Source organism: Dyadobacter sp. SG02, from assembly GCF_900109045.1.
Taxonomy (GTDB): domain Bacteria; phylum Bacteroidota; class Bacteroidia; order Cytophagales; family Spirosomataceae; genus Dyadobacter.
The window spans coordinates 207615-231729 of the sequence record NZ_FNYL01000004.1 but is presented as its reverse complement, the minus strand read 5'-3'; the positions used below and the strand labels follow the sequence as shown (position 1 = coordinate 231729).

Sequence of the window (24115 nt, the reverse complement as noted above, 5' to 3'; positions counted from 1 at the left end):
AGGCAAGCGCAGCCAAGCCAGCATTCATAAGCTAAAAATCCCCTTGCCGCCGACTTTAGTCGACGGAACAAAAGAGAAAGAGAAAGTTTATTTTTTGATTAAAAATCATTCAATCATTCAATCATTCAATCATTCAATCATTCAATCATTCAATCATTCATTCATTCCGTTCCAAGGCGGATCATTCTTTTAACCGCCACAAAGCGCTTGCTATAATAAGCCGCATTGAGCAAATCATACCGGATGCCACCTTTCCAGGCGGAATGGATGAATTTCACATAACCCGGCGCTACTTCGGTAATGATGCCGACGTGCCCGATGTGTTTGCTTTTGGTGCTGTTGCCTTTGAAGAAGATCAAATCGCCGGGTTTGGCGTCGTCGAGCTCCACGGTTTCACCATGCTCTGCTTGCGCGGCACTGGAATGCGGGAGCGTGATGTTCCATTGGTTGAAACAATACCTTACGAAGCCGGAGCAGTCGAAACCTCTTTTGGACGAGCCGCCGGAACGGTAGGGGATATGTAAATGCGTTGTGGCGAACGATACCAGCGACTGGATCGGGTTCAACGTGTCGGCGGCGACTTCCTGCGACTTCGGGGCCTGTGCGAAAGAACGGTTGGTAAACGAACTGACGGCAAATAAAAAGGCTGTTACAATGACTGAACGAATCAAAAGATGCATGAAATCGAAAGTGGGCTCAGGACTTTAAAAGGCCAATATTAACCACTACTTTCATGAAAGTAAAGGTTCAAGCCCCCTTTTTGCGTACTTTTGTGGCAGAATCAGGATAGCTTACTAATTAATACGCTCAGATGAAAACTACCGACCGTTATCTCCAGCGCGGTGTATCGGCTTCAAAGGAAGATGTGCATAAGGCCATCGAAAAGATCGACAAAGGGCTTTTTCCAAAGGCTTTTTGTAAAATAGTACCGGATACCCTCGCGGGCGATCCGGAGTACTGCACGATCATGCACGCCGACGGTGCCGGTACCAAAACTTCCCTGGCGTACCTGTATTGGAAAGAAACCGGCGATATTTCCGTCTGGAAAGGCATTGCTCAGGATGCAATCGTGATGAATACCGACGACCTCCTGTGCGTGGGCGCAACGGGCCCGATGCTCTATTCCTCAACAATCGACCGGAACAAGAACCGCATTCCGGGTGAAGTGATCGCGGAGGTGATCAACGGCGCGGAAGAAGTGCTGGATATGCTCCGTAGCTACGGCGTCGAGATTTACAGCACGGGCGGCGAAACGGCCGACGTGGGCGACCTCGTGCGCACGGTGACCGTCAACAGCACGGTAATCGCCCGTATGAAGCGTTCGGAAGTGGTGGATAACGCCAATATCCAGGCGGGCGACGTGATTGTGGGCCTTGCTTCCTACGGACAGGCTACTTATGAAAGTGAATACAACGGCGGCATGGGCAGCAACGGCCTTACTTCCGCAAGACATGATATTCTGGGTAAATACCTGGCCAAATATTCCGAGAGCTTCGACCCCGAAGTGAGCGAGGATCTCGTTTACAGCGGCAGTAAAAAACTGACTGACGAAGTAGCGGACGCTCCTTTGAATGTAGGTAAACTAATCCTCTCGCCCACGCGTACATATGCCCCCGTAGCGAAAGCGCTGCTCGACGAAATGCGTCCGCAAATCCATGGCATGGTACATTGCAGTGGCGGCGCTCAGACAAAAATTCTACATTTTGTTGATAACCTTCACATTATCAAAGACAACCTGCTGCCCGTACCACCATTATTCAGGCTCATTCAGGAAGAAAGCGGCACCAGCTGGCAGGAGATGTACAAGGTGTTCAATATGGGGCACAGGCTGGAAATTTACCTGCCCGAAACCTATGCGGCACGTGTGATCGAAATCTCGAAATCGTTCGGGATCGACGCGCAGGTGATCGGGCGTGTGGAAGCTTCCGACGAGAAAAAACTCACCATTAGCAGCGAATACGGCACATTCTATTACTGATCGCCTGTTTGATCAACACAAGATATTGAGCCTCCGGTAGTTATGCTTCCGGGGGCTTTTTGTTTGTCCATACTTTCCGGGATTGCAGCGGGCATGGGAATTGTAGTATTGTTTCTAAATAAATAGTAGAAGTTTTGTTGTCTATTAACTACGTTAAATATGAAACATATCAACCACTATCAGATACTCCGAGGCCATGCTCTGGTATTCTGCTTCATTCTTGCCGCCACGCGCATTTTCGCTCAAATTCCCGATGTGTACCTTAATTCAACGCCTGTTATCACCGGGCTGACTTCCGCCATGGAGATCGTGCATGCGGGTGACAATTCCAACCGGATTTTCATCGCGGAGCGTTCCGGTGTAATTACGGTGTTCAATCCGGGAGCATTAACGACACCCATCCAATTCCTGAATATGAACAGCGGCGGACAGGTCGTCGACGCCACGGGGGAAGGTGGTTTGCTCAGCGTCGCTTTCCATCCGGATTTTTCCGTCAATGGATTTATCTACACCTATTACACCGACACGAATGGTGACCTGGTATTGGCCCGGTATACTTCGGCCAATCCTTTGGGAAATGTCGTACCCGCCAATACGCGGGTTGAAATCCTCAAAATCCCGCACCCGATCGAGAGCAACCATAATGGCGGGGAGCTGCATTTTGGCTACGAGGATGGCTATCTCTACTTGTCGACGGGCGATGGAGGATCCGGCTACGACCCAAATGCCAACGGGCAAAACACTAACAGCTTATTGGGAAAAATTTTGCGTATCGATGTTAATCCGCCGATAGGCTCGGGCCTTCCTTATGTGATCCCGCCGAGCAATCCCTTTGGAAACGCCATATATGCACTGGGCTTACGGAACCCGTTCCGTTGGAGTTTCGACCGCGAAACATACGCCATGTGGATCGGGGACGTGGGACAGGGCAGTTTTGAAGAAGTCAATTTCCGGACAGCGGGCAATGCTTCGGGTGCTAACTTCGGATGGAGATGTTTTGAAGGCAACGGCTACACGCCCGGAATCGCGATAAACGAATGTCCCGATTCGGCGAGTTTCGTGAAACCGATCTATACTTACCCTACCGGAAACGCACGCGGGCGCTCAGTCATTGGCGGCGTGGTGTACCGGGGAAATGCCTGGCCGGTCATGAAGGGATACTACATCGGAATGGACTACTTTTCAGGCGATATCCATAAAATCAATTCCGACGGGTCCGTGAAGGAATACCAAACCTCGACAGTCACCGGCGTGCGGGATATCGGGGAAGACGAGGCGGGCGAAATTTATGCGGTAACCGCTACTGCGGTCTACCGCATCGAAGCCGAGGACCCATTACCCGTAACATTGGTTGATTTTACAGGAGCACCCAGCGCCGAAGGGGTGCGCCTGGCGTGGCAGACTTCCATGGAGAAAGATTTCAAATCTTTCGATATTCAATTCAGCCGCGATGCCCGTCAATTTGAAGCTATCGGCTCGATCCAGGGCGCCAATGCGCCTGCGGGGAACCTGTATTCGTTCACACACAGTACTGTTGAAAACGGGGATCTTTACTATCGCCTCAAAATGACGGATACCGACGAGAGTTTCAGGTATTCCAAAATAATCACTGTAAACCGCGACGGCGAGCGCCCGGGAGATCTTTTTGTGCGGCCGTCGCTGATCAGTAGCAACGAAATGAACCTGTTGGTCGAAGAGGCTTTTCAAACAGTAGAAATAGTGAATGCTGGCGGGAAGGTGGTGCTGACGGAAAAAATCGGCGGCAGGAGCGGGCCGGTGAATATCCCGCTCGGTAATACGGCCTCCGGTATTTATGTAGTGCGAATGGCGGGGCACGACAGGGTTGTACAGCAAAAGGTTCTGGTTTGGAGGTAGTGCTTTGAGGATGTCCAATGCTGAACGGATTTTGTCCGGTTACGGACAGCCGGATTTTTTAACATCTTCAATATCAGCTTATAGAGGCCGTTTTCGACGGCCTCTTTTCGTTGGCAGGCTATTTTTGAAATGTGTCCCGAACGCGTTTCCTTCAATGTAACCTGCTTGAAATATGATCGGCAACTACTTCAAAACTGCCTACCGGAGCCTGCAAAAGAACAGGTTGTACACCGCCATCAACCTGACCGGCCTTACGTTGGGCCTGGGCGTCGCCATTACACTTTTCTGGATCGTCCGGTTTGAATACAGCTTCGACCGCTTTCACGCGAAAGCCGACCGCATATATCGTGTCAAGGGTACCGATAAGTTTGGAGAAAAGCAGTCGCACGTGCATCAAACTATTATTAAAGTACTAAAAACACAATTTCCAGGGATTGAAACGGCCGCCAACTTCTACGGCATGAACCCCGCGGCGGTGCAGGTAGGAACAGCTATTTTTAACCAGAACAATATCTTTTTTACCGAACCGGCCATGTTCGACATGCTGGATGTCCGCTGGATCGCCGGAAATCCGAAGCACTCGCTCAGTGCTCCCGGGCAGGTGGTACTCGACGAACAAACTGCCAGGAAACTCTTCAAAGGCAATGCAATGGGCAAGCGGCTCCGCTACGACAACCGCACCGATCTGACCGTTACCGGCATTATCGGTAATCTGCCCATTAACACCGAATTCCCCATGGAAATGATCATTTCGTGGGAAACGATGAAAAAAATGCAACCAGACCTGGCCCAGGAGGATAAGCTCAGTGGCGGCGATTCCATGCACCAGGGCTTTGCATTGCTGAAACCGGGCGCCTCCCCCGCGCCGATCAGTGCCGGGCTTAGCCGCTTCTCTAAAAGCCGGTCGGACGAAACAACGGTAACCATGATGGAATTGCAGCCTCTTTCCGAAATGCATTTTGACACCAGCAAAGATCCGTTCGTCTATTCGATGCCCAAATGGATGCTTTACACGCTCACGAGCATCGGCGTGTTCCTCATATTTATCGCATGCATTAATTTCGTCAACCTCGCTACCGTCCAGGCCATTCAGCGGGGGCGCGAGGTGGCTGTGCGCAAGGTGCTGGGCAGCGGCAGGAAGCAACTGATCTACCAGTTTTTTGGTGAAACCGGGCTGCTGGTATTGCTGGCGACCTGCCTGGGCGTATTGCTGGCCGGGAAGCTGGTTGCTTACTCTTCGGAACTTCTGAACACGCGGATCGACGGTTCTATGGTTTGGAATACCGGCACATTCCTTTTCCTGGGCGCTCTTGTGGTGGTGGTAACGTTGCTGGCGGGGCTGTATCCGGCGCTCATCCTCTCGGGTTTTCAGCCGGTGAAGGCTTTACAAAACCGCGTGATGTTGCCCACTGGCGGCATTTCGCTGCGGTCGTCGCTGGTGGTTTTGCAATTTGTGATCGCGCAGGTGCTGGTGATCTGCACTTTGCTGGCGATGAAACAGATCCGGTATTTCTATGAAAAAGACCTCGGGTTCGAGAAAAGTGGCATTGTGACCGTCAACATGCCCGACCGGAGTTCCGTGCTGCGCGAGCGTTTCCGGCAGCAGCTGAAACAGCATCCCGAGATCCGCGAGGTCGCTTTCGGCCTGACGACCCCGGCGAGCAAGCGAAACCACTGGTGGGGAACGATGAAGCATGCGGGCCTGCCTGATGGAGAGGAAACCTTCCGCCTTCAGCATATCGATACCAACTACTTCCACTTCTTCCGCATTCCGCTGCTTGCCGGTCGGATGCTCACGGCCAGTGATACTACGCGTGAGAGAAAGGGTACGCATTTTGCCGATGTGGTGATCAACGAAAAAGCCGCCCGCGACCTGGGTTTCAGGAATACGGAAAAGGTTTTAGGACAGCAGATGGAATTCTGGGGAATGAAACTAAATGTGGTAGGTGTAGTGAAAGATTATCATTCCGAGGACCTTAAATCCAAACTGATGCCGCACGTGTACGTGTATGCGGGCTGGAACTTCCAACTGGCGAGCATCCGGATCGACAATACTAAAAAAGCCGAGGCGATCGCGCACATCGGCGAGCATTGGAAGGCCATGTTCCCCAACAATTATTACGAACCTAAATTCCTGGAAGACGATATCAAAAGCTTCTACGAAAGCGAACGCAAGCTTTCCAATTTTCTTCAAATATTCGCCGTGCTGGGCGTGCTTATCGGCTCGTTGGGGCTTTTCGGGCTTGTTTCGTTTGTAGTAACCCAGCGCACCAAGGAAATAGGCGTCCGCAAAGTGCTTGGCGCCACGGTTTACAGCATTGTGCAGCTCATCTCGCGCGACTTTTTGAAACTGATGCTCATCGCATTCGTCATCGCAGCGCCCACTGCCTGGTATGCCATGCAGTCGTTTTTGAAGGAATACACCTATAAAATCGATATCGAGGTCTGGGTTTTCGTGCTGGCTGCGGCACTTTCGGTAGGAGTAGCGTTACTAACCATCAGCTTTCAGAGCATTAAGGCAGCATTGATGAACCCGGTAAAAAGCTTGCGCGCCGAATAGGTTGTTCTTCTCAAAGCAAACATCCAAAAGCAAACATTCCGGAAGCAATACTTCCGGAATGTGATCATTATACAACCCTAAAACCCAATTTATGTATGGCAATATTGGATGATCAAAGATAATGGAATTAATCCATATTATTGGAATTAATCCTAATTGTTTTTGAAGTAAAACTTGTAGAAATTCCCTGACAATATAGAGGGCACTGCGCGCGTATAAATGGAACGATTATTGCAAGAATGGGTGTGCACACGTATAGTGTATACCCGTAAGCACCTTTATTACTACGTTCGATCCATGAAAATGAAGTCATTTCCGCGCATTAATCCCGGCTGGACCGTCGGCGGGAGTATGAGTCGCAGACGTTTTTTTCGTCAATCTGGGGCGGCTGCCATATCCACAATGCTCCTGTCGTCGTGCGATAACCTGTTCGACAAAATCTTTCCTTCCAAATCCGAAAAGGATACCCGCGACAAAACGCTCGCATTTTTTGGCGACAGCCTTACGGTCGGCGTCGGCGGCAGCAAACCGCTAGGGGAATGGGTGGGCGAAGCTTTTTCCGAACGGCCCATATTTAGCGACGGAGTCAACGGGCAGCTTGCCGCGTCGATCGCCGTGCGGCAGGGAGGCATTCCCGTGACCCTGTCGGTGGTTGGGCGTAAATTCAACGGCGATAACCCGGTGGCGGTCATCAAGCTCAGCAACGAGTTCCTGCCCGTCACACTGGATTCGAAGGTTTACACCCGCAAGGGTACGCTTGCAGGCGTGCCTAGCACGATTACAGGTAAGTATTCGTCCGAAGCGGGGGAACGCTACACCGTGCAGCCGCTTGCGGAAGCGAATACGGGAGCACCCATCGAAACCGAGATTCCCGATGATTCCGTTTTTGAGCTAGAAGATGCGGTTCGTATGCGGACGGCCACACAAGTTCTCTGGTACGGTCGAAACGACGTAACGAGGGGGAAGTCTACGGACGACATTTTCACTTCCATCAAAAGCTCGGTAAACTATATTGCAGAACCCCGGCGCTACCTGGTTTTGGGGATATTGCTGGCCTCTAACGAATACAAGGGAACCACCAATTATGCCAGGGTTACCGCACTCAACGACGAACTGGCATTGCTATATCGTAATTCTTACGTTCCGATGACGCCGCCCACCGAATCAGAGATGAAGGACATCGGGTTTACACCGACCGCCGGAGACTTGCAGGATATCGAAAGGGGAAATTTTCCTTCCCGTATGCGCGCGCCCGACTTTACTGACGAAATACACCTCAATAACTTCGGTTACCGCATTGTAGCAAACAGGATTATTAAAAAAATCAAGGATTTGAAGTATTGATCGTCGGCGGGGACGGGAGTGGGGTATTTTAAGTAGTTTATGTGTGAAAGTATTTTTTCATGAAGGCGTCTTTTGAGTTTAAATACCACTAAACCAACGCTCATGACTAAATACACGCTCCTGATATTGCTTCTGTTGACCCCCCCGTTTCTGACTCTTGCACAGAACGCAGGTTCGGCCGAAAGTATAGTGGTGACTTCCGAGAATACGAAAACCGGGGTTTATACCAATGACAAAGGTGAACTGCGGGTAAATGTAACGCCCGGGGATGCCCGTAAGTTTAAGGCTGCCGGTGTGGTGCGCTATGGTAGCTTCGGCGCACGCGGCGATGGCCAAACCGACGACGCCGACGCGATCGCCGCGGCCCACGCTTTTGCCAATATCCATGGGCTACCGGTAAAAGCCGACGACGGAGCGACCTATTACATTGGAGGAAAGGAGCGTACGGCGATCATCGGGACTAACACCGATTTCGGCAAGGCGGCATTCATGATCGACGATACCGAGGTGCAGAACCGCAATGCGTCCGTTTTCACGGTGAGCTCGGGACTCAAACCATTTAAACTGGAAAAAATCACTTCACTCAAAAGGAACCAGGAAAAGATCGACGCGTCCCTGCCCGGTCCCTGCCTGATCACCGTCACGAATTCCAATGTAAAACAGTACATACGGTTTGGGCTTAACCAAAATAATGGTTCGTCACAGACCGATATTTTTGTAGTGGATAAAAACGGTAAGGTAGATATGAATGCGCCGATTATCTGGGATTTCGACCAGATCACAGACATTACCGCCCTGCCAATCGACGAAAAGGTGCTGAAAATCACCGGCGGCCGTTTCACGACCATTGCCAACAAAGCGGAATCCAAATACACTTATTACAACCGCAACATCGCGATCAGGCGGTCGAATGTGGTGATCGAAGGGCTGGAACACCGCATTACCGGCGAGGGTGACCACGGCGCGCCTTATGGGGGCTTTATCAATATCGGCGACTGCTCCTACGTGACAGTGAAAAACACCGTGCTGACGGGCCACAAGACTTACAGTACTATCGGCAATGCAGGCAAGCCTGTTTCCATGGGTACTTACGACCTGTCGGCCAATCGTGCGCTCAACGTTTCCTTTGTGAATTGCACCCAGATCAACGACATTAACGACAATACCTACTGGGGCATTCTGGGCTCCAATTTCTGCAAAAACCTGCTTTACGACCATTGCACGCTATCCCGGTTCGATGCGCACCAGGGCGTGGCCAATGCCACCATCCGTAACTCGACCCTTGGCCATATGGGGATCAATGCGATCGGGAGCGGGCTGTTGCTGATCGAGAACTCCACCATTCGCGGCAGAAGCATTGTGAACCTGCGCCCCGACTACGGCAGTACCTGGCAAGGCGAGGTCGTGATCCGCAATTGCGTGTTCGTCCCGGCAAACGGCAAGCCGGTAAATGCGGCGCTGATCAGCGGGTCATACTCAGGCCAGCACGACTTTGGCTACACCTGCTACATGCCCGAACGGATTACGATCGAAAACCTGCGGATCGACGATTCCGGTCATCCGGAAAACTATGAGGGCCCTGCGATATTCGCCAATTTCAATCCGGAAATGAAAGATGCATCCTACCAGGAGAAGTATCCTTATGTTAAGACTAAGGAAGTTGTTTTGAAAAAGGTGACGACGGCCAGCGGGAAGGCGGTGCGGGTTAGTGATAATGCATTTATGTTTAAACATGTGAAGGTGGGTGGTGAGCCTAAGTAACCAGGGCCAGCTGCCCTGGACTTTTCGAGATGGCTTCTGGTGATCATGGTCGTTATCGTGAGTTATCAGGCGGCTCGGGCGGCATTGCTCGACACGGTGAAGAGTTTAAAAGGCGACAGCTAAGCGATGGTTGCCAGAATGCTAAATGATCAAAAGTGCCACAAGTGCCTTAAAAAGGACCATTGGCAGCGGCTCATTATTCCTAATTTTGAATTGCATTAACAATACCTCTTTCACTCATGGAACAAAGACTCCCATTGCCGCCCTTTACCGCAGAAACCGCCGCGTTGAAAGTTCAGCTTGCGGAAGATGCCTGGAATACGCAGGACCCCGAACGCGTGGCAAAAGCTTATACCGTCGATACGGAATGGCGGAACAGGAACCTTTTCATCAACGGCCGTGACGAAGTAGTGGCTTTCCTGACCGAAAAATGGCGGAAGGAGCTAAGTTACAAGCTCAAAAAGGAGTTATGGGCCTTCACCGACAACCGGATCGCCGTTCGCTTTGAATATGAATATCACAATGCCGCAGGCCAATGGTTCCGGGCGTATGGGAACGAAAACTGGGAATTCGACGAGAATGGTTTAATGCAAAAAAGATACGCGAGTATCAACGACCTGGAAATCACAGAAGGGGAGCGTCGTCTTTGACGGGCATGTTTAGGACTGGTTTGTAAATTATCAGATCACTCCCAGCTATGATCCAAAGCAAACCGTAACAAACTGTTCTTTCCCGTCAAATTCAGCTTTTTGGCGATGTTCATCCGGTGGTTGGACACTGTTTTTTCACTAATAAACAGCTCATCGGCGATTTCCTTGCTGGATTTGTACTCAGAGATCATTTTCATAATGTGCGTTTCAGAGGGCGTAAGCAACGATTTCAGGTCGTTTTTTGATTGTCGTTGCAGCGTCGATGTCTTTTTGAGGAGGTAGGCCGAAATTTCCGGGCTCAGGTAAAGGTCGCCGTCCTTGGCCTTGTAAATGGCATGTACAATGTCTGAAACGGCGTTTTCTTTGAGGACGTAACCCAGCACACCTATTTCGAGTGCTTTCAGAAACGGGGCCTTTTCCTTGTGCATCGTGAGGATAATGATCGGAAGGTCTGGTTGGATCTGAAGCATTTTTTCGGCTGCCTCCAATCCGGTCATACGAGGCATGTCGATGTCCAGCACGACGACATCCACGCTGTGCGATTGAAATGAAAGCAGCGCTTCCTGACCGTTTTTCGCGCTGACGATCACTTTCAGATCGTCATCCATTTCGATCACTTCTTTAAGCCCTTTCAAAAATATAGGGTGGTCGTCAGCAATCAGCAACCTGATTTCCATGGTCAGAACGGAATTTGGATATGGATAATAGTACCGGACGGTTTGTTTTCGAGGATCTGGATCCGGCCGTTGAGGATATTGAGCCGTTCCCGGATTCCGATCATCCCGAAGCCTCCCTTTTCCGTTGCGGCAGGTTGAATACCTACACCGTTGTCTTCTATACGTATGGTTATCATGGCGTCTTCCGTGTGTATGTGAATGCGCGCAGCGGTGGCGTGGGCGTGTTTGAGAATGTTGTTAAAACACTCCTGGACGATTCTGAAAACATTCATCTCATTCGATTTGGTGAGCAGGTTATCAAAGTTCTCAATATCCGTTTCCACCCCGATCAGGCCTGTTTCTATGACGTCTTCCAGCAAGCTATTTAAAGATTGCGTGATTCCCAGCAGTTCCAGATGCAGCGGACGCAGGTTGTAGGAAATATTGCGGACCTCCTGAATGGCTTCCGCGACCATTTCTTCCAGGTCTCTCACCTGTTTTTCGCGCAGTTCAGGTTTTTCTGCATCTCTTTTGATCATCAGGACCTTGTTTTTGACCATCCCAAGGCTTTGTCCCAGGCTGTCGTGCAACTCCGCTGCTACCCGCTTGCGCTCGCTTTCCTGTGAACCGATCAGCTGCTGCGAAAAAAGCGTGGCCTGCGCCAGGGCCTCCGCCTGGGTTACTTCCTTCTCTTTTTTATACGTATTAAGCTTGTTGGCCAGCGCGAAGGAAAGGATAATCGCTTCCAGGGCGGAGCCGATCTGATAGGCGCCCTCCGTGAACCAGTTCTCCGGGAGAATAGCCATGTCCTTTAACATAAAAATAAAAATGCCGAGCAGTAATATAGTAAAGCCCATGAGGTAATACCTGGCTGGCTTGAACCCCTGTCTTAGCACAACATAACCTGTCAGGTTGGAGTAGATCAGGAAGAGCCCCACGGTGACCCAGTTAAGCTGAAAGCCCAGTAATAAATAGCCGGAAAGTGAAAGCGCAATGATCGCGACGCATGACACCAGGATCAGCCAGCCTGATTTTTTCAGCCGCGGGCAATAGTAGCTTGTGTTCAGGAATGAATTAGTGAAAAACAATGCGAATATAAAAGCGAGGCTGCCGGTGTAATTAGAATGGTTGGCCTGAGGGAAATGGGGAGCGATAAATTGGAGGAAATGACCTTTGATATAACTGATGTTCAATGCTACGAAGAAGATATAAAATACGTAATACAGATAAGCACGCTCCCGTATTGAAATAAAAACGAACAGATTGTAAATGATCAGCGCAGCGATCAATCCGAAATAAAACCCGTGAGCGACGTCATTCTGCTGGCTGTTTTCATAGATGTGCTGAATGGTCGAGATTTCAAGCGGCACCCGGATGATAGAGTTGCTGCGCACACGCAGATAGATCGTTGCGGTATCGTTTCTAACCAGGTTCAGCGGTAGGATTGTCTGATTGACGAGGACTGGCCGGTCGTGATAAGGCAATGCAGAACCGACTTTCGTGACGTGCTGCATTATTACGTCATACGTAGGTCGCGTCTCTATATACAGGTCAACCTGTTTTAGAAATGGTGCTCTCACATGCAGAAACCATTCCCGTGGCATTTTGCTAACCACGCGCCATTTCAACCAGAAAGTGGAAGCACTGGGCCCTACGTTCAGGGTTTCCTGGGTTATTGGCTGAAATAACTCCGGTTTTGCCTCTACATCGCTAAGCTTCAATGTGTTTGCAGGGTCTTCCAGTACCAGCATATTTCGCCCGATAACATAGTTGGATCGCCCGTAACCGAGCTCGATTACAGGCGGTTCCGTTGTCTGGCCCATTACGGTCATTGACGACAGCAAATATAAAATGACTACGAATCGACCGGCGGGTAACATTATATCAGCTCAGGTGTTTTGATATCGAGAAGGTCATTAATGTATTGTGTACAAAGCGAATGAGGGTTATAATCTTTGAATTCCCGGCTGAGTTTTTTTACATTGTTTTTATAGGAACCGTCGGCCAGCACCTTTTCCACACCGGCCCTGATTTGTGCAGGTGTCGGAAATTCAGTTTTAAGATCAATCCCTAACTTAAAATAGCCGATCCTGGCATTGATTTCGTTTTTACCCTCGTGAATACCCGCCGCAACCAACGGCAGGTGATTTTGTATACCCAGCATCACACCGCCATACCCGCCGTTGGTGACGTACACATCGCAATGCGGCATAATGTCATTGAAAGGGATAAAGTCGCGGATCACGATGTTCTCCTGCGGATACCGCGCCTGCAACTCCACCGTGCCCATCCCGCCCGTCGTGGCGATCACCAGCAAGGAGGTGTCTTTAAATGCTTCAAGCGTAGGAACGAGAATTTTCTCTGGGTCTTTTTCCATCGTGCCCTGCGTCACCAGGATTACCTTTCCATATTTTCCAAGTTGTTCCCCAAGATCGGTAAGGCCTTTGCCGCCTTTTGTGAACGGCAGCAATGGTCCGACGAAACGTACCTTTTTACTTAGATCGGAGCGGGTATATTCGAATCCGGGTGTGCCGCTTTGGAGAATGAGGTCCGTTGTTTTGCCTAATACATCGAAAATATTGCCCTTCACCGGAGCCAGTCCATGCTCGCGGAAAAGCTTTGCGAACAGGTTGGCGGCCTCCCTGAATATGACCTTATCGGCAAAAAAGCGAAGCAGGTCTTGTTTTCTTCGTCCGAAAAAGCTGTTGGAAGGCGTCATGGCCAGTCCGGTAGGAGGCAGGTCCCGGGAAGTTTCGATCAACGGGAGGACGCCTATTGACACCACTTTTTTGTTCAGTTTTTCCTTCACGAAAGGCATGCCGGTGAATGCGATATCGCTGATAAGCAGGTCGAATGACCAGGAATTGTTAATCTCGCTGATATCTTCGTAGAATTCGGTTGATCTTAATATGAATGCCGTTTTCAGGTCATATTTCAGTTTGCCAATTGCCCCGGAGATTTTGTCGCGCTCGGGGAAAAGGATGTGCACATTATGCTGATTGAAGTCAAGCGCCTTTTTGAAAGGGTAGTAGGGAATGAAGAGGCGATCGATCTTTTCTTTGAAGATGCTTCCCGAATACCATCTCACGTCGTGGCCGAGCGATTTCAGGTGCATGGCAATGCCGGTCAGTGGATTGAAGTGACCTTCATAAGGCATATTGGCAAAAAGTATTTTTTTCATGACTAATAGGGATTGATATGATGGTTAATACTAAAATGCTCACAACTGGCCGACCCGTTTGACGCGGAAAACCCCTCTGATGGCCGCAGTACCTATCGAAATGGGTTGGGTAGCCGTATTCAGCCATCCGGCCGGTTGAACGACGAAGGTGCCGGTCACCCACATTGCGTCCGACTGATCGACGCGTACAGATCCGCCGCTAACGTTCAGCGCTTTACCGTAGATTTGCTGATAAATCAGTTTAGATTTGTTAAGATTGAATGCCACGTCGGCGCTTTTCGTCCAGTGAAATGTGCCGGATGGGGCGCCTTTCCAGCTAACGGAAGCGCTTTCGCCGCCATCTTTCCCAACCACCATATACCGTCCGCCCGAGCCGTTTACGCCGGCGGTGTACGTATGCCACGCACCGTTATCGATCTGCACGGAGAGGCCTTCGGGAGCTACAAAAATGTTACTTACCAGACGGACATCTTTGTATTCCTGGGAGCCGTTCTTCACAGGTTTGTTGAGGATTAAAGTGACGGCAGCTGGGTTGGTGGCCGGGATTGTCTGGGGCGCCGAATAGTCTGCGACATTGTTGTTGCCCTTTAAAGTGCCCTCGCCGTCCAAAGTCCATTTGTCGATGAGGTTAGCGGGGATAGCCTCCGGAAGTCCCAGGCTCAGGACACCCAGCTCTTCCGGCGTCCCGGCAATGTAGGTGCCGCTGAGGTGCACGTTTTCGCCCGGATTCAAAAACACATTTACAGGGTCAATCTGCATGGTCAGGAATAGCGCCCAGTCACTGAAATGCGTCGTCTCAACGGATAGAGTTCGGGCCGTGGTGTCCAGGCTTTTCGTGAGCGGAGATTTCCAGATTCCCTTTTCATTCTGACTGGCTATACGCATCAATGCCGGGGTTGAACCCTCGATGTCGCTCTGGTCGTACCGGAACGTGACGATGACAGGTTTCGCAAAATTGACACCATGTGGGAGCAAACGAAAGGCCTGGCCTTCGCCCGCAGGGCAATTGTTGGTAATGCTCTGAACTGAAAACGCCTGGGTAGCACTCAAAGCACCGGCAGGGATGACCACGCTAATACGATTGTCGGGGGAGGCGATCACACCGCCCGCAGGGCCGATTTGTGCGGTAGTGATCGCTCCTTCCGGAACGCCTACGGGTGTTACCGCCCCGGCAGACTGCCCGGAAGGTCCGGGCCCGGGAGTAGCGGATTCTTTTTCTGTTTCGCAGGAGAGGATCAGGACGGCCAGCGATATACGCAGGATGGATTGGAAAGATGCTTTCATAGCTGATAGATTTTGTGATTTAAGAAAGTGTCTTTGTCTTTCGACATCACAAAATTACCAGCCTCACAACCCGCATAAAATGGAGGTTACCACCCATTTTCATAGGTAGTAATGCTCATATTTCAGGAAAGTATATGGGTTTTGAGAAGGGGTAACTGTTTGGTATATAGCGGTTTGCTGAATGGGTGCGATTGCCCTTAAGAACCAGATTCAATCATTTTTAGCAGTAATTCCCTGAGCAGTGAATAATTTTCTACGCCTACTGCTTCTTCCCATCGTTGTTCAAAACTGCGGTTTATTTTTTGGGCTATTTTTTTCAGTTGCTCGCCCTTGGGAGTCAGGATAAAAAGGGCTGCCCGGCCATCATCCGGATCCGGAGTGCGATTTAAGTATCCCAGGTTTTCCAGTTGATAAACCAACGCGCTCATGGACTGCTTTGTCATTCCCGCCAGGCTTGCAAGAGAAGTTATGCGGGAACCCTTTTCATCCAGATACTGAAAAATCAAACCATGAGAAGGTGTAATTTCCGCATATCCCTGTAAAGCAAGCTCTTGATGAAGGTTGGTCACCAATGAATCATATAATTGCCGCAAGTAAACTCCTGTATTCGATTCTGACATGTGTAAAATATTTTTTCAAAAATAATCAGTTAAACTGACTAATATTCAAAAACATTATTTAATTTTGGTCAGTTAAACTGACTAAAATTAAATTAACATGAAAACGATGCAATCAAAAAATGGGTTTAAAGCCTCAGCGAATGCTGAAAACACCCGGGCAATTCCCGGCGCGGTATTTAATTTTCTTTCAATGGGCCACGAAACGGAAGGTCGGCAGGCGCTGATGCGGATTGTGGTAAACCGTGGCTCGGAGCCGCCCGCACATACACATTCGCGAGAGGGCGAGTCGTATTTTATTATCAAAGGAAGTATCCGTTACACGGTCGGAGATCAGATATTGACTGTCAACGAAGGGGAGTTTGTATACCTTCCAAAAGATGTACCACATAAGTTTGAAATACAAACCGAGCAGGCGGAAGTGCTGATGTGGCTAAGTCCGGCCGGATTGGATCAATGGTTTTGGGATAACAGCACGCCGGCACCGGATGGCGCTGCGCTGCCAAGCCCGGCAGGTCCGCCACCGGCACATGTGATAGAACATTTTGTGAGTTCTCTGCGGGAGTATGGTGTCGAGATGAGTTAGGATGATGAAACGCGGCCTATGATTTTGACCACGATTTTAAAGAGATAACCAGGGATCAACTTTCAGTTTTGACACAAGATCATAGAAATACTGGGGACTCCAAATATCCAAAACACTGGCATTTGGTATAAATCTCCGAATATCATCCTTGATCCGCTCGAAATTAACCATTTCAATTTTCGCATTCAGCAGCTCTCGGAATTCAACTTCACTGATATGCTCCTGGTCCCAATCACCGCTGTCCTGCGCTCTAAGCGTGAAGTGTTTAAGGTTCAAAGGGAAGCCTTTTCTTATGTACCACTCCATGTCGTACCAGTCGCGTCCCTTTACATTATCTTTCCACTTTCTGAAAAGCAATGCATGCATTTTTCCGGCGAACAGGTCGGAAATGCTGAAACACTTTTTCAATCAAGTACTCGCCTGCCGCAATTTTGCTACGAAGTTTTAGGCCGCCGTGTTGACTATTTTGTCAAACAAAGCTCTCTCCGGTGATGCGATAAGCATTCTGGTCTTTCCTGACCTCAACCTGCCGAATCCCGAAGCTGTAATAGGGTAGTGACATTCGTATATAAGTCCATGTACATATTTAACAAGATAATCGGAAGAATTCCGATTATCTTGTTAAAAAAGAACATTTCACGTTCTCTCGATGCTCAGTTCTTAAAAATTTACATGACGTTGTTTAATATATTTGGACTCAGTTTACCAAATTTCGAAAATGAAATACCTCTATCTAGTCGTTTTGTTAATTTGTTCTCTTTCCGCCAGTTGCCAGAATATTATTGATTGGGATGATAATTATCAATTAGAATTGTCTGATTTTCAGTCAGCAAAAACAAGTATTGGTTCAGGGGATATGTATAGTCTATCGGTACCCGCTCATATGAATTTTTCATTTCATATGAGTTCGTATGAATTCATGTTTACAAAGAACTTCAATTCAAAAGCGGTTTGTAATTTTAACAGAAGCGCTGGACTAATTGTTGCGCCAAATCAGGAAATAGCATTATCTCTTCTCGCCCTGGCACGTTACGACTTCGACTTGTGTGAATTATATACCCGAAAAGTCCGTCAGGGTCTCTACGAAAACAAAGGAACCTTTTCAGATGTCAATTTCTTTCAACCCATTTTTACCAGACTGGAAACGGAATATGTTGACCGCAGTACCACTGCGCATCAAGAAACGGATCTTGGGCGAGATCAGGAGAAACTGGATTTGCTGCATCAGCAGGTAAAAAAGGAAATAGGCGAACTGGTGGATTTTTGTAAAACTTGTAAACCTCCAAAACGAAAGAAGCAAAAGTCTGGTGATATCTAATATTGATGGAAGGCGAGGGAGTAGCCTTGTCACTGAAAAGCAGATTTAAAGCTTTTCTGCATGATAGTAATGGTTTTCCCCCTCGTCTTCAAATTCCTCAATAAGCGATAGCCCCGATGCTGTTAGCAACTCTTTATATCTCTCCGCTCCAAGCGATACCGATTCTATTTCTGTAATGGCATCTTCCCATTTCATTTTTCGAGATGGGGCCGTAAACAAAAGTTTCCCGCCAGCGTTCAGCGCATTTGCCATTTTTTGAATCACCACTTCCTGTGTTTCTTCCGGCAAAAGGAACATGAGCCCCCAGGCAATGATGGCATCGAACTGCCGGTTGAAAAATGAGGAATCTTCTGCGGCTTCACAGGCGACGGGAATACCTGGGAAGTTCTGCTTGAAGCCCTGAATCATCGAAGGTGACGCGTCAATCCCATAAACGGTCAAACCTTCATCTACCAAAGCCTGCGAAATAGGGTTGCCCGTACCACAACCTACATCCAGCACTGTCGCATTCAGAGGTAGCGACCTTGCCCAGTGCCGAACCGATGGCGCGCCGACCCCGTCGATGCCCTTAGAGCGACAGCGAATGAATGTTGTCGCGTTGGTTTCGTATCCGTTTGATTTGTCCATGGGGTGGTTGGGTTAGGATTAGAGATGGAGATGTGTCAGAACGCTCATCCGGGCCGCGCCATGCACACCGCCATGTAGCAATGAATCTCCCGGAAAACGGCGAAGCGCTTCTTTGAACTCTTCTTCTTTTCCGGGGAGGACTTTGCGGGTGATGGCTACGTGGATGGGCATGTTCGTTTAAGATATGATGGTAAAGAAAGCATATTCGATGCCAGTTGTCAAATCGCGCATTTGCTGCTATCTTGTTGCTTTGAAAACGCAAATGGCTTACTACATCACCCTATTCTCTCCGGATACCTACCAGACATTCACTGAAACCGAGCGATCGATTTCCGGTTTTCGTGAGTCGCAAAAAACGCAGGCAAATGCCATCAAAAAAGGTGACAAGCTCATTGCTTATGTGACCAAATTATCCCGCTGGGTTGGTATCCTGGAAGTTACAGGCGACTACTTCATCAGCAATACGCCAGTTTATAGCTCAGAGGATATTTACACACTGCGGTTCCCGGTTAAAGAAATTGTGTGGCTCCCGCTCGATCAGGCGCTTCCAGTGGATGATGAGGAATGTTGGACTAGCCTTTCTTTTACCAAAAACTTACCCAAAAAGAGCGTTGCATGGACCAATATGGTGCGGGGAAACTTACGCCGTTTTGAAGAGGAAGACGGGAATTGGATTGAATCCTATTTAAAAAGACAACTGTCAACTCCCAAGCGTTTTCCGCTCAGTGAAAGCGACAATCGTAAGCTGGTCACATTGACCGTCAAAACGCAGGAAAGTAAGGAAGTCGAAGTGTCGGTACCGACGAAGGAAGAGCAGGAATTTTCTCCGAAGTCTGAAAAAGAGGATGTTCGCGAGTCGATCCGGGTTCAGGCAATGCTATCGAGAATTGGCGAAAGAATGAAGTTGAAAATCTGGTTGCCGAAAAGTGACAGGCAAAGAGTCCTGGCAGTTTGGAAACCTGAAACCGACTCACTCCTTACCACGCTGCCATTGAATTACGATACCATCACGCTTCGAACCATTGAAAATATCGATGTACTCTGGATTAAGGGTAGATCGATCGTTCGTGCTTTTGAAGTGGAGCATACGACTTCCATCTACTCCGGCATCCTCCGAATGGCCGATCTCATGGCCCTGCAACCCAATCTTGACATCAGCGCCCACATCGTAGCCCCAGCCGAGCGGCGCGAAAAAGTGCTGCAAGAAATCTCCCGACCCGTTTTCGCGCTTTTAGAGAAAGGGCCTTTGAAAGAGTCTTGTACTTTTATTTCTTATGAGGCAGTTACAGAATTGTCGTTGGAGAAGAGGCTTGAATATATGAATGATAAGGTGCTGGATGAGTATCAGGAGCGGGCGGGGGATTTGGATTGAAAAGCTGCCGCCATTCTATACGGATCCAGTGCAAAAGGAAATTACCGAAACGGCTCCGACATTGACCTGCTATTAGTCGGCTCGCACATGGATTTACCTCTGATATTCAAAATCGAGCTGGAACTGGATGATATGATGCTTCCTTATGAAATTGATTTGGCGGCTTATCATCAGATTGAAAATCAGGAATTGGTTGAGCATATTGATCGGGTTGGCGTGGTTTTCTTTGAGAGGGCCGCGATGATAGATTGAGTCTGGCATTGCTAACTTTTGAAACATTCAGTTATTCGAAAATTTCGAGTAACTGAAATTTCTTCGAGCTCGTTATCGTGAAATATCCGCGAGTTGATCTCGCAGGTCTACGCTAGACGTTATAGCCTGCAACCTATCTCTTCCCAAAATTACATTGGTAGCATAACGGCTGGATATTGTCGATAGAATCTGTGCCACCACGATTTAGAGGTGTGATATGGTCTTTTGTCTAGACGTATCGATACCTTTTATCGGGCCTTGGTGGTATTTGTTCCCATATCCTTTGACAGCCAGGACACGAATCGTAACTAGAAAGCTTCTGTAACCACTGAATTGAAGTATGCTTACCATTTGCAAAATTTTTCCTAATACTGTAGGCAACAGCACGGACGCGCCTGCAAGTTTACAAAGTGATGATACAACGAATCTTTTTACTATTCGGCAATAATCTCTTAGAATAGGTATGCGCTGAGGTCTAAGGAGTGAACCCATATTTCCGACTTCTCTATGCTATGACGCTGATGCATAAGAATGCGGAGTTGATCCCCGAGGAGTTTCCTGCTACTGGAATGATGAAGGATAGACATGTACACAAAAGTCAAAATGAGTCTTCCCGTGTCGCAAATATTAACTAAATTTGCGACAAAACGTATACTTTTATTTAAATGGAAAGCACTGATGATCAAATACTTGAAAAAATACACCGTTCTCCAAGGGGTACTTTATTCTTTCCAGATAGTTTTTTAGGCATTTCAAATGCAAAAACGGTATCAAAAGTGCTGGAACGGCTCGTTCAAGCTGGTAAGCTGCATCGCGCTGCTACCGGGATTTACCTGCGGCCTGTCGAAGATGAAGTTGTCGGCGTTATGCTTCCAGGAATCGAAGAGATTGCAGAAGCAATCATAAAGCGAGACAAAGCACGCGCAGTTCCGACAGGCAGTTATGCGCTTTACAAACTTGGGCTTTCTACACAAGTTCCTATGAACATTGTCTATTACACAGATTCATCTTCAAGACAGGTAAAGATTGGAAAACAGACTATTACTTTCAAGAAGGCAAGTGCCAAAAATGTTTCAGCTATCGGTGAAATTAGCCGGCTGGTAATTCAGGCACTTCGATCGATAGGCAAAGAAAATGTCACGAGTGAAGAAATGCAGATTATTGGGGAAAAACTTAAAAACGAGAAACCTTATCATTTGCAACACGACATTAAGGTAGCTCCCGAATGGATCAGACAATTAATGCGACCATATCAACACCCTAACACTAATGATTGATTTACCTAGCTTAAAATCGTGGTTGCAACTCTCTGATGCAACCAAAATAAATATATATAATGAAACGGGACGCAGGATTGGTCTGCCTGCTATGGCCGTAGAAAAAGATTGGTGGGTTGTACATACCCTCGCCCTGACCTTCTCCATGAAATGCGCACCCGCACTTATTTTTAAAGGAGGAACATCATTAAGTAAAGGCTGGAATCTGATCCAAAGGTTTTCTGAAGATATCGATTTGGCCATTGACCGGGAGTATCTGGGTTTTGCAGGTGAGTTGAACCGACAGCAAATTAAGAAGTTAAGAAAGGCATCATATGCCTTCATGACCACAACCTTTATTGAAGAACTTAAAGCCACTTTTGCGGCCGTAGGTTTCAAAGATGTAAATATTGCCTTTACAAACACCGGTCAATCAGATCAAGACCCGATCATAGTTGAGATTTACTATCCCAAACTAACTGAGAAGGAAAACTATCTTCGACCAGGTGTTTTGGTGGAAGTAGGTTGCCGTTCACTCAAAGAGCCAACTACTCCGAGGACATTTAAGACATTAGTAGCCGAAAATTTTAATGATCGACCGTTTGCCGACAAACCTATTACCATTCCCATTGTTAATCCGGAACGAACATTATTAGAGAAGATATTTCTTCTTCACGAGGAGTTTCAAAAAGCGCCGGAGAGGGTTCGCGTCGACCGATTAAGCAGGCATTTGTATGATATTGAAAAGCTAAGTCAAACAGAGTTTGCAGAAATAGCGCTCTCCGACCTTGATCTGTATAATATGATCGTTAACCACCGCAAAATGTTCACTGCACTTGCGGAAGTAAACTATGACAATCACAGTCCTGATAAAATTGCTTTCGTGCCGCCTCCTGATCTTCTACCTGCCTGGGAAGCGGACTACAAACAGATGCGGGAAAATATGATTTTTGGAGAAGCATCAAGTTTTAAAGCACTTATAGAAACATTGACGATTTTGCAAATCAGAATCAATAAGATTGCAGATGCTTTTTGACGAAAAACAAAGAACGTATGCGGGGTTCATCACTTCCGGTGAAGGAAGCTATAAATATTACGATAGATCTTGTCGACAGGAAGTATCCACAGTAAGAGGGTTACTCAATGCTTGGTTTCAGAATTATCCACCAGACGGAAGGCAGGAGATAGTATCGCGCTTTTTGAAAGCCGATTTTTCATCGGCATTCTTTGAATTGTTTATTCATGAGCTGCTAATCCGTCAAGGTTTTGACTTGCAGCTGCATCCTCCTTTACCTAACTCTCCGCATCGACCAGACTTTTTAGTTAAACAAGGGGATTGGGAGTTTTATGTCGAAGCAGTGGAGGTAAAAGATCTTAGTGACGACGAGAAAGCCCGTGCGAATAAAGAGGAACGTTTTTTCGAAGGTCTAAATCGTTTAAAATCTGCTCACTACTATCTTCAGATTCAAAATCTAGAATTTCTGAGCGATCGGCAGCCGCGAACTACAAACATTGTTAGTAATCTTTCAAAAAAACTAAACGATTTTGACTATCAAGGCGTGTTAGCTCTGGCGCATACGAATCGCTTTGATGAACTTCCAACGCTAGAGTATTCGGATAACGATGTGTATATGGCTGTGCGGCTGTTGCCTGTCGATATACCCAGCGAAAAAGATGAAATTGTTGGCATTCGTCCGTTTCAAACAATTTGGGGCGGCCCTGAGAACGCATTACTTAGCTCTATCCGAAAAAAGTCGAAGAAGTACGGGCCGCTCGACAAACCACTAATTCTTTTTTTGAACTATCTCGGGAAAAAGACCCTCTATGAGGATGATGTGATCAATCTTTTACGTCAGGCCAAAACCTTGGGAAGCGAGAAAATTAGCGCACTTTTTATCACAAAAGTTCATGAGTTCAATGTTCACGTTGCTAAATATTGGTTGGTGAAATGCCCGAACGCTAGACTCGATATCGATCTCGAGCATTGTGAAATGTCCTACTTTTCAATTGTTGATGGTAAACCTAGCTTTCGTCAGGGACGGATGATTTCAGAAATATTTGAGCTGCCAGATGATTGGATTATGATGTGAAGACAATTCAGCTCGGAATATGAATATAGTTTGTCTGCGTATTTTCTTAGATATGTCGCTTGCCTCGTAAAATCCCCTCAATCGTCTAAATACATAGCAATCTTCTCAATGCTTGCACGAACTACCGTTAGTTCATCCGATCACAATGCATCCAAACTTTCCCCTATATTTGCCCCGCGAACTTTATTAAATTTTTATGGTGCCTATGTTAAAACTTGGGTTTAAAATATCGTCTTGGAGAGGCATACGGGTGCGAGTCCCGAGACCTATCTTAGCACCAGCTTTGATGAAGTTCGCAGTGACCTCTCCTCATCTATTCACCACAATCCATTTAGGAAATGCGAACTTCAAATGGTCCCGGAGTTGACTTGAACGAAAACCCAGTCAACTCAACGAATGATGCACGTCACGCATCAAACGCCAGCGATCCGCTGACGCAATCACAAGCCGAGTTTTGGTATCTCGTGGAATGTCAGGGCTGTAAGGAGCTGGCGCATTCGCTCAAAATGGTACATGATCTGGCGCTTTATCATTCGGATATTCCGTTTGATACGGCCGAAAAGTCGGCGCTTTTTGATCTGAAAGCGCTTTGGGAAGGCTTCGAGAAGATGGGGGCGAAAGTGTAGGAACTGGGGGACTGTTGGCGACAGTCCTTTTTGTTTTGTTAAAATATTGCTATTAAAAAATCTTGTAGCACCAGGCTATATT

General features: G+C 47.9%; 25 protein-coding genes. 15 read left to right on the top strand and 10 right to left on the bottom strand.

What is annotated here, in order from left to right:
• A partial coding sequence (locus BMW93_RS35685; protein ID WP_218147685.1) for a hypothetical protein occupies positions 1-193 on the top strand: 193 nt, incomplete at its 5' end.
• Here BMW93_RS35685 and BMW93_RS11015 read toward each other — a convergent pair.
• Entirely contained in the window at positions 162-680 is a 519-nt protein-coding gene (locus BMW93_RS11015) for a C40 family peptidase (RefSeq protein ID WP_090375354.1), read from the bottom strand. The two genes, BMW93_RS35685 and BMW93_RS11015, sit on opposite strands and share 32 nt — an antisense overlap.
• A gap of 131 nt (positions 681-811) precedes the next feature.
• On the opposite strand from BMW93_RS11015, the gene BMW93_RS11010 reads away from it, so the two are divergent.
• The 6 genes from BMW93_RS11010 (at position 812) to BMW93_RS10985 (ending at position 10168) form a co-directional block, all read left to right on the top strand.
• The gene (locus tag BMW93_RS11010) at positions 812-1978 is read left to right on the top strand and encodes an AIR synthase related protein (protein ID WP_090375352.1); all 1167 of its coding nucleotides are present in this window, start codon (positions 812-814) and stop codon (positions 1976-1978) included.
• Between the two features lie 159 nt (positions 1979-2137).
• Positions 2138-3853 carry a PQQ-dependent sugar dehydrogenase gene (locus BMW93_RS11005; RefSeq protein ID WP_090375350.1) on the top strand — a complete coding sequence of 572 codons (1716 nt, stop codon included), beginning with the start codon at positions 2138-2140 and terminating at the stop codon, positions 3851-3853.
• 172 nt (positions 3854-4025) lie between these two features.
• On the top strand, positions 4026-6413 hold the full coding sequence (locus tag BMW93_RS11000) for an ABC transporter permease (RefSeq protein ID WP_090375348.1): 2388 nt from the start codon (positions 4026-4028) through the stop codon (positions 6411-6413).
• A 303-nt stretch (positions 6414-6716) separates the two neighbouring features.
• Entirely contained in the window at positions 6717-7757 is a 1041-nt protein-coding gene (locus BMW93_RS10995) for an SGNH/GDSL hydrolase family protein (protein ID WP_229240348.1), read from the top strand.
• Between the two features lie 102 nt (positions 7758-7859).
• On the top strand, positions 7860-9518 hold the full coding sequence (locus tag BMW93_RS10990) for a hypothetical protein (protein ID WP_090375344.1): 1659 nt from the start codon (positions 7860-7862) through the stop codon (positions 9516-9518).
• 239 nt (positions 9519-9757) lie between these two features.
• The gene (locus BMW93_RS10985) at positions 9758-10168 is read left to right on the top strand and encodes a nuclear transport factor 2 family protein (RefSeq protein ID WP_090375342.1); all 411 of its coding nucleotides are present in this window, start codon (positions 9758-9760) and stop codon (positions 10166-10168) included.
• A 35-nt stretch (positions 10169-10203) separates the two neighbouring features.
• On the opposite strand, the gene BMW93_RS10980 is transcribed toward BMW93_RS10985, so the two are convergent.
• From BMW93_RS10980 to BMW93_RS10960, 5 genes are all read right to left on the bottom strand, one after another.
• The gene (locus BMW93_RS10980) at positions 10204-10845 is read right to left on the bottom strand and encodes a response regulator transcription factor (protein ID WP_090375340.1); all 642 of its coding nucleotides are present in this window, start codon (positions 10843-10845) and stop codon (positions 10204-10206) included.
• A 2-nt stretch (positions 10846-10847) separates the two neighbouring features.
• Positions 10848-12647 carry a 7TM diverse intracellular signaling domain-containing protein gene (locus tag BMW93_RS10975; protein WP_177194065.1) on the bottom strand — a complete coding sequence of 600 codons (1800 nt, stop codon included), beginning with the start codon at positions 12645-12647 and terminating at the stop codon, positions 10848-10850.
• A gap of 56 nt (positions 12648-12703) precedes the next feature.
• Positions 12704-14005 (bottom strand): glycosyltransferase, encoded by a 1302-nt coding sequence (locus BMW93_RS10970; protein WP_090375337.1) that lies wholly within the window; start codon positions 14003-14005, stop codon positions 12704-12706.
• Positions 14006-14044: 39 nt separating this feature from the next.
• Positions 14045-15289, bottom strand: a complete 1245-nt coding sequence (locus BMW93_RS10965; RefSeq protein WP_090375335.1) for a hypothetical protein — start codon at positions 15287-15289, stop codon at positions 14045-14047.
• A 197-nt stretch (positions 15290-15486) separates the two neighbouring features.
• On the bottom strand, positions 15487-15909 hold the full coding sequence (locus tag BMW93_RS10960; RefSeq protein ID WP_090375333.1) for a MarR family winged helix-turn-helix transcriptional regulator: 423 nt from the start codon (positions 15907-15909) through the stop codon (positions 15487-15489).
• Positions 15910-16006: 97 nt separating this feature from the next.
• Between BMW93_RS10960 and BMW93_RS10955 the strand changes: the two genes are divergently transcribed.
• On the top strand, positions 16007-16492 hold the full coding sequence (locus BMW93_RS10955) for a cupin domain-containing protein (RefSeq protein WP_090375331.1): 486 nt from the start codon (positions 16007-16009) through the stop codon (positions 16490-16492).
• A 36-nt stretch (positions 16493-16528) separates the two neighbouring features.
• On the opposite strand, the gene BMW93_RS10950 is transcribed toward BMW93_RS10955, so the two are convergent.
• A complete protein-coding gene (locus BMW93_RS10950; protein ID WP_229240346.1) occupies positions 16529-16900 on the bottom strand; it encodes a nucleotidyl transferase AbiEii/AbiGii toxin family protein in 372 nt (123 codons plus the stop codon).
• Between the two features lie 310 nt (positions 16901-17210).
• Between BMW93_RS10950 and BMW93_RS10940 the strand changes: the two genes are divergently transcribed.
• Positions 17211-17810 carry a hypothetical protein gene (locus BMW93_RS10940; protein ID WP_143061638.1) on the top strand — a complete coding sequence of 200 codons (600 nt, stop codon included), beginning with the start codon at positions 17211-17213 and terminating at the stop codon, positions 17808-17810.
• Between the two features lie 45 nt (positions 17811-17855).
• Here BMW93_RS10940 and BMW93_RS10935 read toward each other — a convergent pair whose 3' ends face one another.
• Positions 17856-18437, bottom strand: a complete 582-nt coding sequence (locus BMW93_RS10935) for a bifunctional 2-polyprenyl-6-hydroxyphenol methylase/3-demethylubiquinol 3-O-methyltransferase UbiG (RefSeq protein WP_090375325.1) — start codon at positions 18435-18437, stop codon at positions 17856-17858.
• 18 nt (positions 18438-18455) lie between these two features.
• The gene (locus BMW93_RS10930) at positions 18456-18608 is read right to left on the bottom strand and encodes a hypothetical protein (RefSeq protein ID WP_229240344.1); all 153 of its coding nucleotides are present in this window, start codon (positions 18606-18608) and stop codon (positions 18456-18458) included.
• 91 nt (positions 18609-18699) lie between these two features.
• Here BMW93_RS10930 and BMW93_RS10925 point away from each other — a divergent pair, with 91 nt between their 5' ends.
• Both BMW93_RS10925 and BMW93_RS10920 read left to right on the top strand, forming a co-directional pair.
• Positions 18700-19809: an EVE domain-containing protein gene (locus BMW93_RS10925; RefSeq protein ID WP_090375324.1), complete on the top strand. Its 1110-nt coding sequence runs from the start codon at positions 18700-18702 to the stop codon at positions 19807-19809.
• 12 nt (positions 19810-19821) lie between these two features.
• Positions 19822-20061 (top strand): nucleotidyltransferase domain-containing protein, encoded by a 240-nt coding sequence (locus BMW93_RS10920; protein WP_090375323.1) that lies wholly within the window; start codon positions 19822-19824, stop codon positions 20059-20061.
• Positions 20062-20194: 133 nt separating this feature from the next.
• Here BMW93_RS10920 and BMW93_RS36250 read toward each other — a convergent pair whose 3' ends face one another.
• Positions 20195-20278, bottom strand: a complete 84-nt coding sequence (locus BMW93_RS36250; protein WP_090376217.1) for an HNH endonuclease signature motif containing protein — start codon at positions 20276-20278, stop codon at positions 20195-20197.
• A 448-nt stretch (positions 20279-20726) separates the two neighbouring features.
• Between BMW93_RS36250 and BMW93_RS10910 the strand changes: the two genes are divergently transcribed.
• The 4 genes from BMW93_RS10910 (at position 20727) to BMW93_RS10895 (ending at position 24033) form a co-directional block, all read left to right on the top strand.
• The gene (locus tag BMW93_RS10910) at positions 20727-21338 is read left to right on the top strand and encodes a DUF6088 family protein (RefSeq protein WP_090375321.1); all 612 of its coding nucleotides are present in this window, start codon (positions 20727-20729) and stop codon (positions 21336-21338) included.
• Complete coding sequence (locus BMW93_RS10905) at positions 21331-22353, top strand: nucleotidyl transferase AbiEii/AbiGii toxin family protein (protein WP_090375319.1); 1023 nt, start codon at positions 21331-21333, stop codon at positions 22351-22353. The genes BMW93_RS10910 and BMW93_RS10905 overlap by 8 nt, the downstream gene beginning before the upstream one ends.
• Entirely contained in the window at positions 22343-23407 is a 1065-nt protein-coding gene (locus tag BMW93_RS10900) for a hypothetical protein (protein ID WP_090375317.1), read from the top strand. Before BMW93_RS10905 ends, BMW93_RS10900 begins: the two co-directional genes overlap by 11 nt.
• 338 nt (positions 23408-23745) lie before the next feature.
• Positions 23746-24033, top strand: a complete 288-nt coding sequence (locus tag BMW93_RS10895) for a hypothetical protein (protein WP_143061636.1) — start codon at positions 23746-23748, stop codon at positions 24031-24033.
• The last annotated feature ends 82 nt before the right edge of the window (positions 24034-24115 follow it).

Coding starts and splice junctions, on each gene's coding strand:
- BMW93_RS10955 (WP_090375331.1), top strand. CDS start 16,007: ATGAAAACGATGCAATCAAAAAATGGGTTTAAAGCCTCAGCGAATGCT.
- BMW93_RS10990 (WP_090375344.1), top strand. CDS start 7,860: ATGACTAAATACACGCTCCTGATATTGCTTCTGTTGACCCCCCCGTTT.
- BMW93_RS11015 (WP_090375354.1), bottom strand. CDS start 680: ATGCATCTTTTGATTCGTTCAGTCATTGTAACAGCCTTTTTATTTGCC.
- BMW93_RS10970 (WP_090375337.1), bottom strand. CDS start 14,005: ATGAAAAAAATACTTTTTGCCAATATGCCTTATGAAGGTCACTTCAAT.
- BMW93_RS10910 (WP_090375321.1), top strand. CDS start 20,727: ATGGAAAGCACTGATGATCAAATACTTGAAAAAATACACCGTTCTCCA.
- BMW93_RS10895 (WP_143061636.1), top strand. CDS start 23,746: ATGCGAACTTCAAATGGTCCCGGAGTTGACTTGAACGAAAACCCAGTC.
- BMW93_RS10925 (WP_090375324.1), top strand. CDS start 18,700: ATGGCTTACTACATCACCCTATTCTCTCCGGATACCTACCAGACATTC.
- BMW93_RS10985 (WP_090375342.1), top strand. CDS start 9,758: ATGGAACAAAGACTCCCATTGCCGCCCTTTACCGCAGAAACCGCCGCG.
- BMW93_RS10965 (WP_090375335.1), bottom strand. CDS start 15,289: ATGAAAGCATCTTTCCAATCCATCCTGCGTATATCGCTGGCCGTCCTG.
- BMW93_RS10980 (WP_090375340.1), bottom strand. CDS start 10,845: ATGGAAATCAGGTTGCTGATTGCTGACGACCACCCTATATTTTTGAAA.
- BMW93_RS10940 (WP_143061638.1), top strand. CDS start 17,211: ATGAAATACCTCTATCTAGTCGTTTTGTTAATTTGTTCTCTTTCCGCC.
- BMW93_RS10960 (WP_090375333.1), bottom strand. CDS start 15,909: ATGTCAGAATCGAATACAGGAGTTTACTTGCGGCAATTATATGATTCA.
- BMW93_RS10975 (WP_177194065.1), bottom strand. CDS start 12,647: ATGGGCCAGACAACGGAACCGCCTGTAATCGAGCTCGGTTACGGGCGA.
- BMW93_RS10995 (WP_229240348.1), top strand. CDS start 6,717: ATGAAGTCATTTCCGCGCATTAATCCCGGCTGGACCGTCGGCGGGAGT.
- BMW93_RS10935 (WP_090375325.1), bottom strand. CDS start 18,437: ATGGACAAATCAAACGGATACGAAACCAACGCGACAACATTCATTCGC.
- BMW93_RS10900 (WP_090375317.1), top strand. CDS start 22,343: ATGCTTTTTGACGAAAAACAAAGAACGTATGCGGGGTTCATCACTTCC.
- BMW93_RS10930 (WP_229240344.1), bottom strand. CDS start 18,608: ATGCCCATCCACGTAGCCATCACCCGCAAAGTCCTCCCCGGAAAAGAA.
- BMW93_RS11010 (WP_090375352.1), top strand. CDS start 812: ATGAAAACTACCGACCGTTATCTCCAGCGCGGTGTATCGGCTTCAAAG.
- BMW93_RS11005 (WP_090375350.1), top strand. CDS start 2,138: ATGAAACATATCAACCACTATCAGATACTCCGAGGCCATGCTCTGGTA.
- BMW93_RS11000 (WP_090375348.1), top strand. CDS start 4,026: ATGATCGGCAACTACTTCAAAACTGCCTACCGGAGCCTGCAAAAGAAC.
- BMW93_RS10905 (WP_090375319.1), top strand. CDS start 21,331: ATGATTGATTTACCTAGCTTAAAATCGTGGTTGCAACTCTCTGATGCA.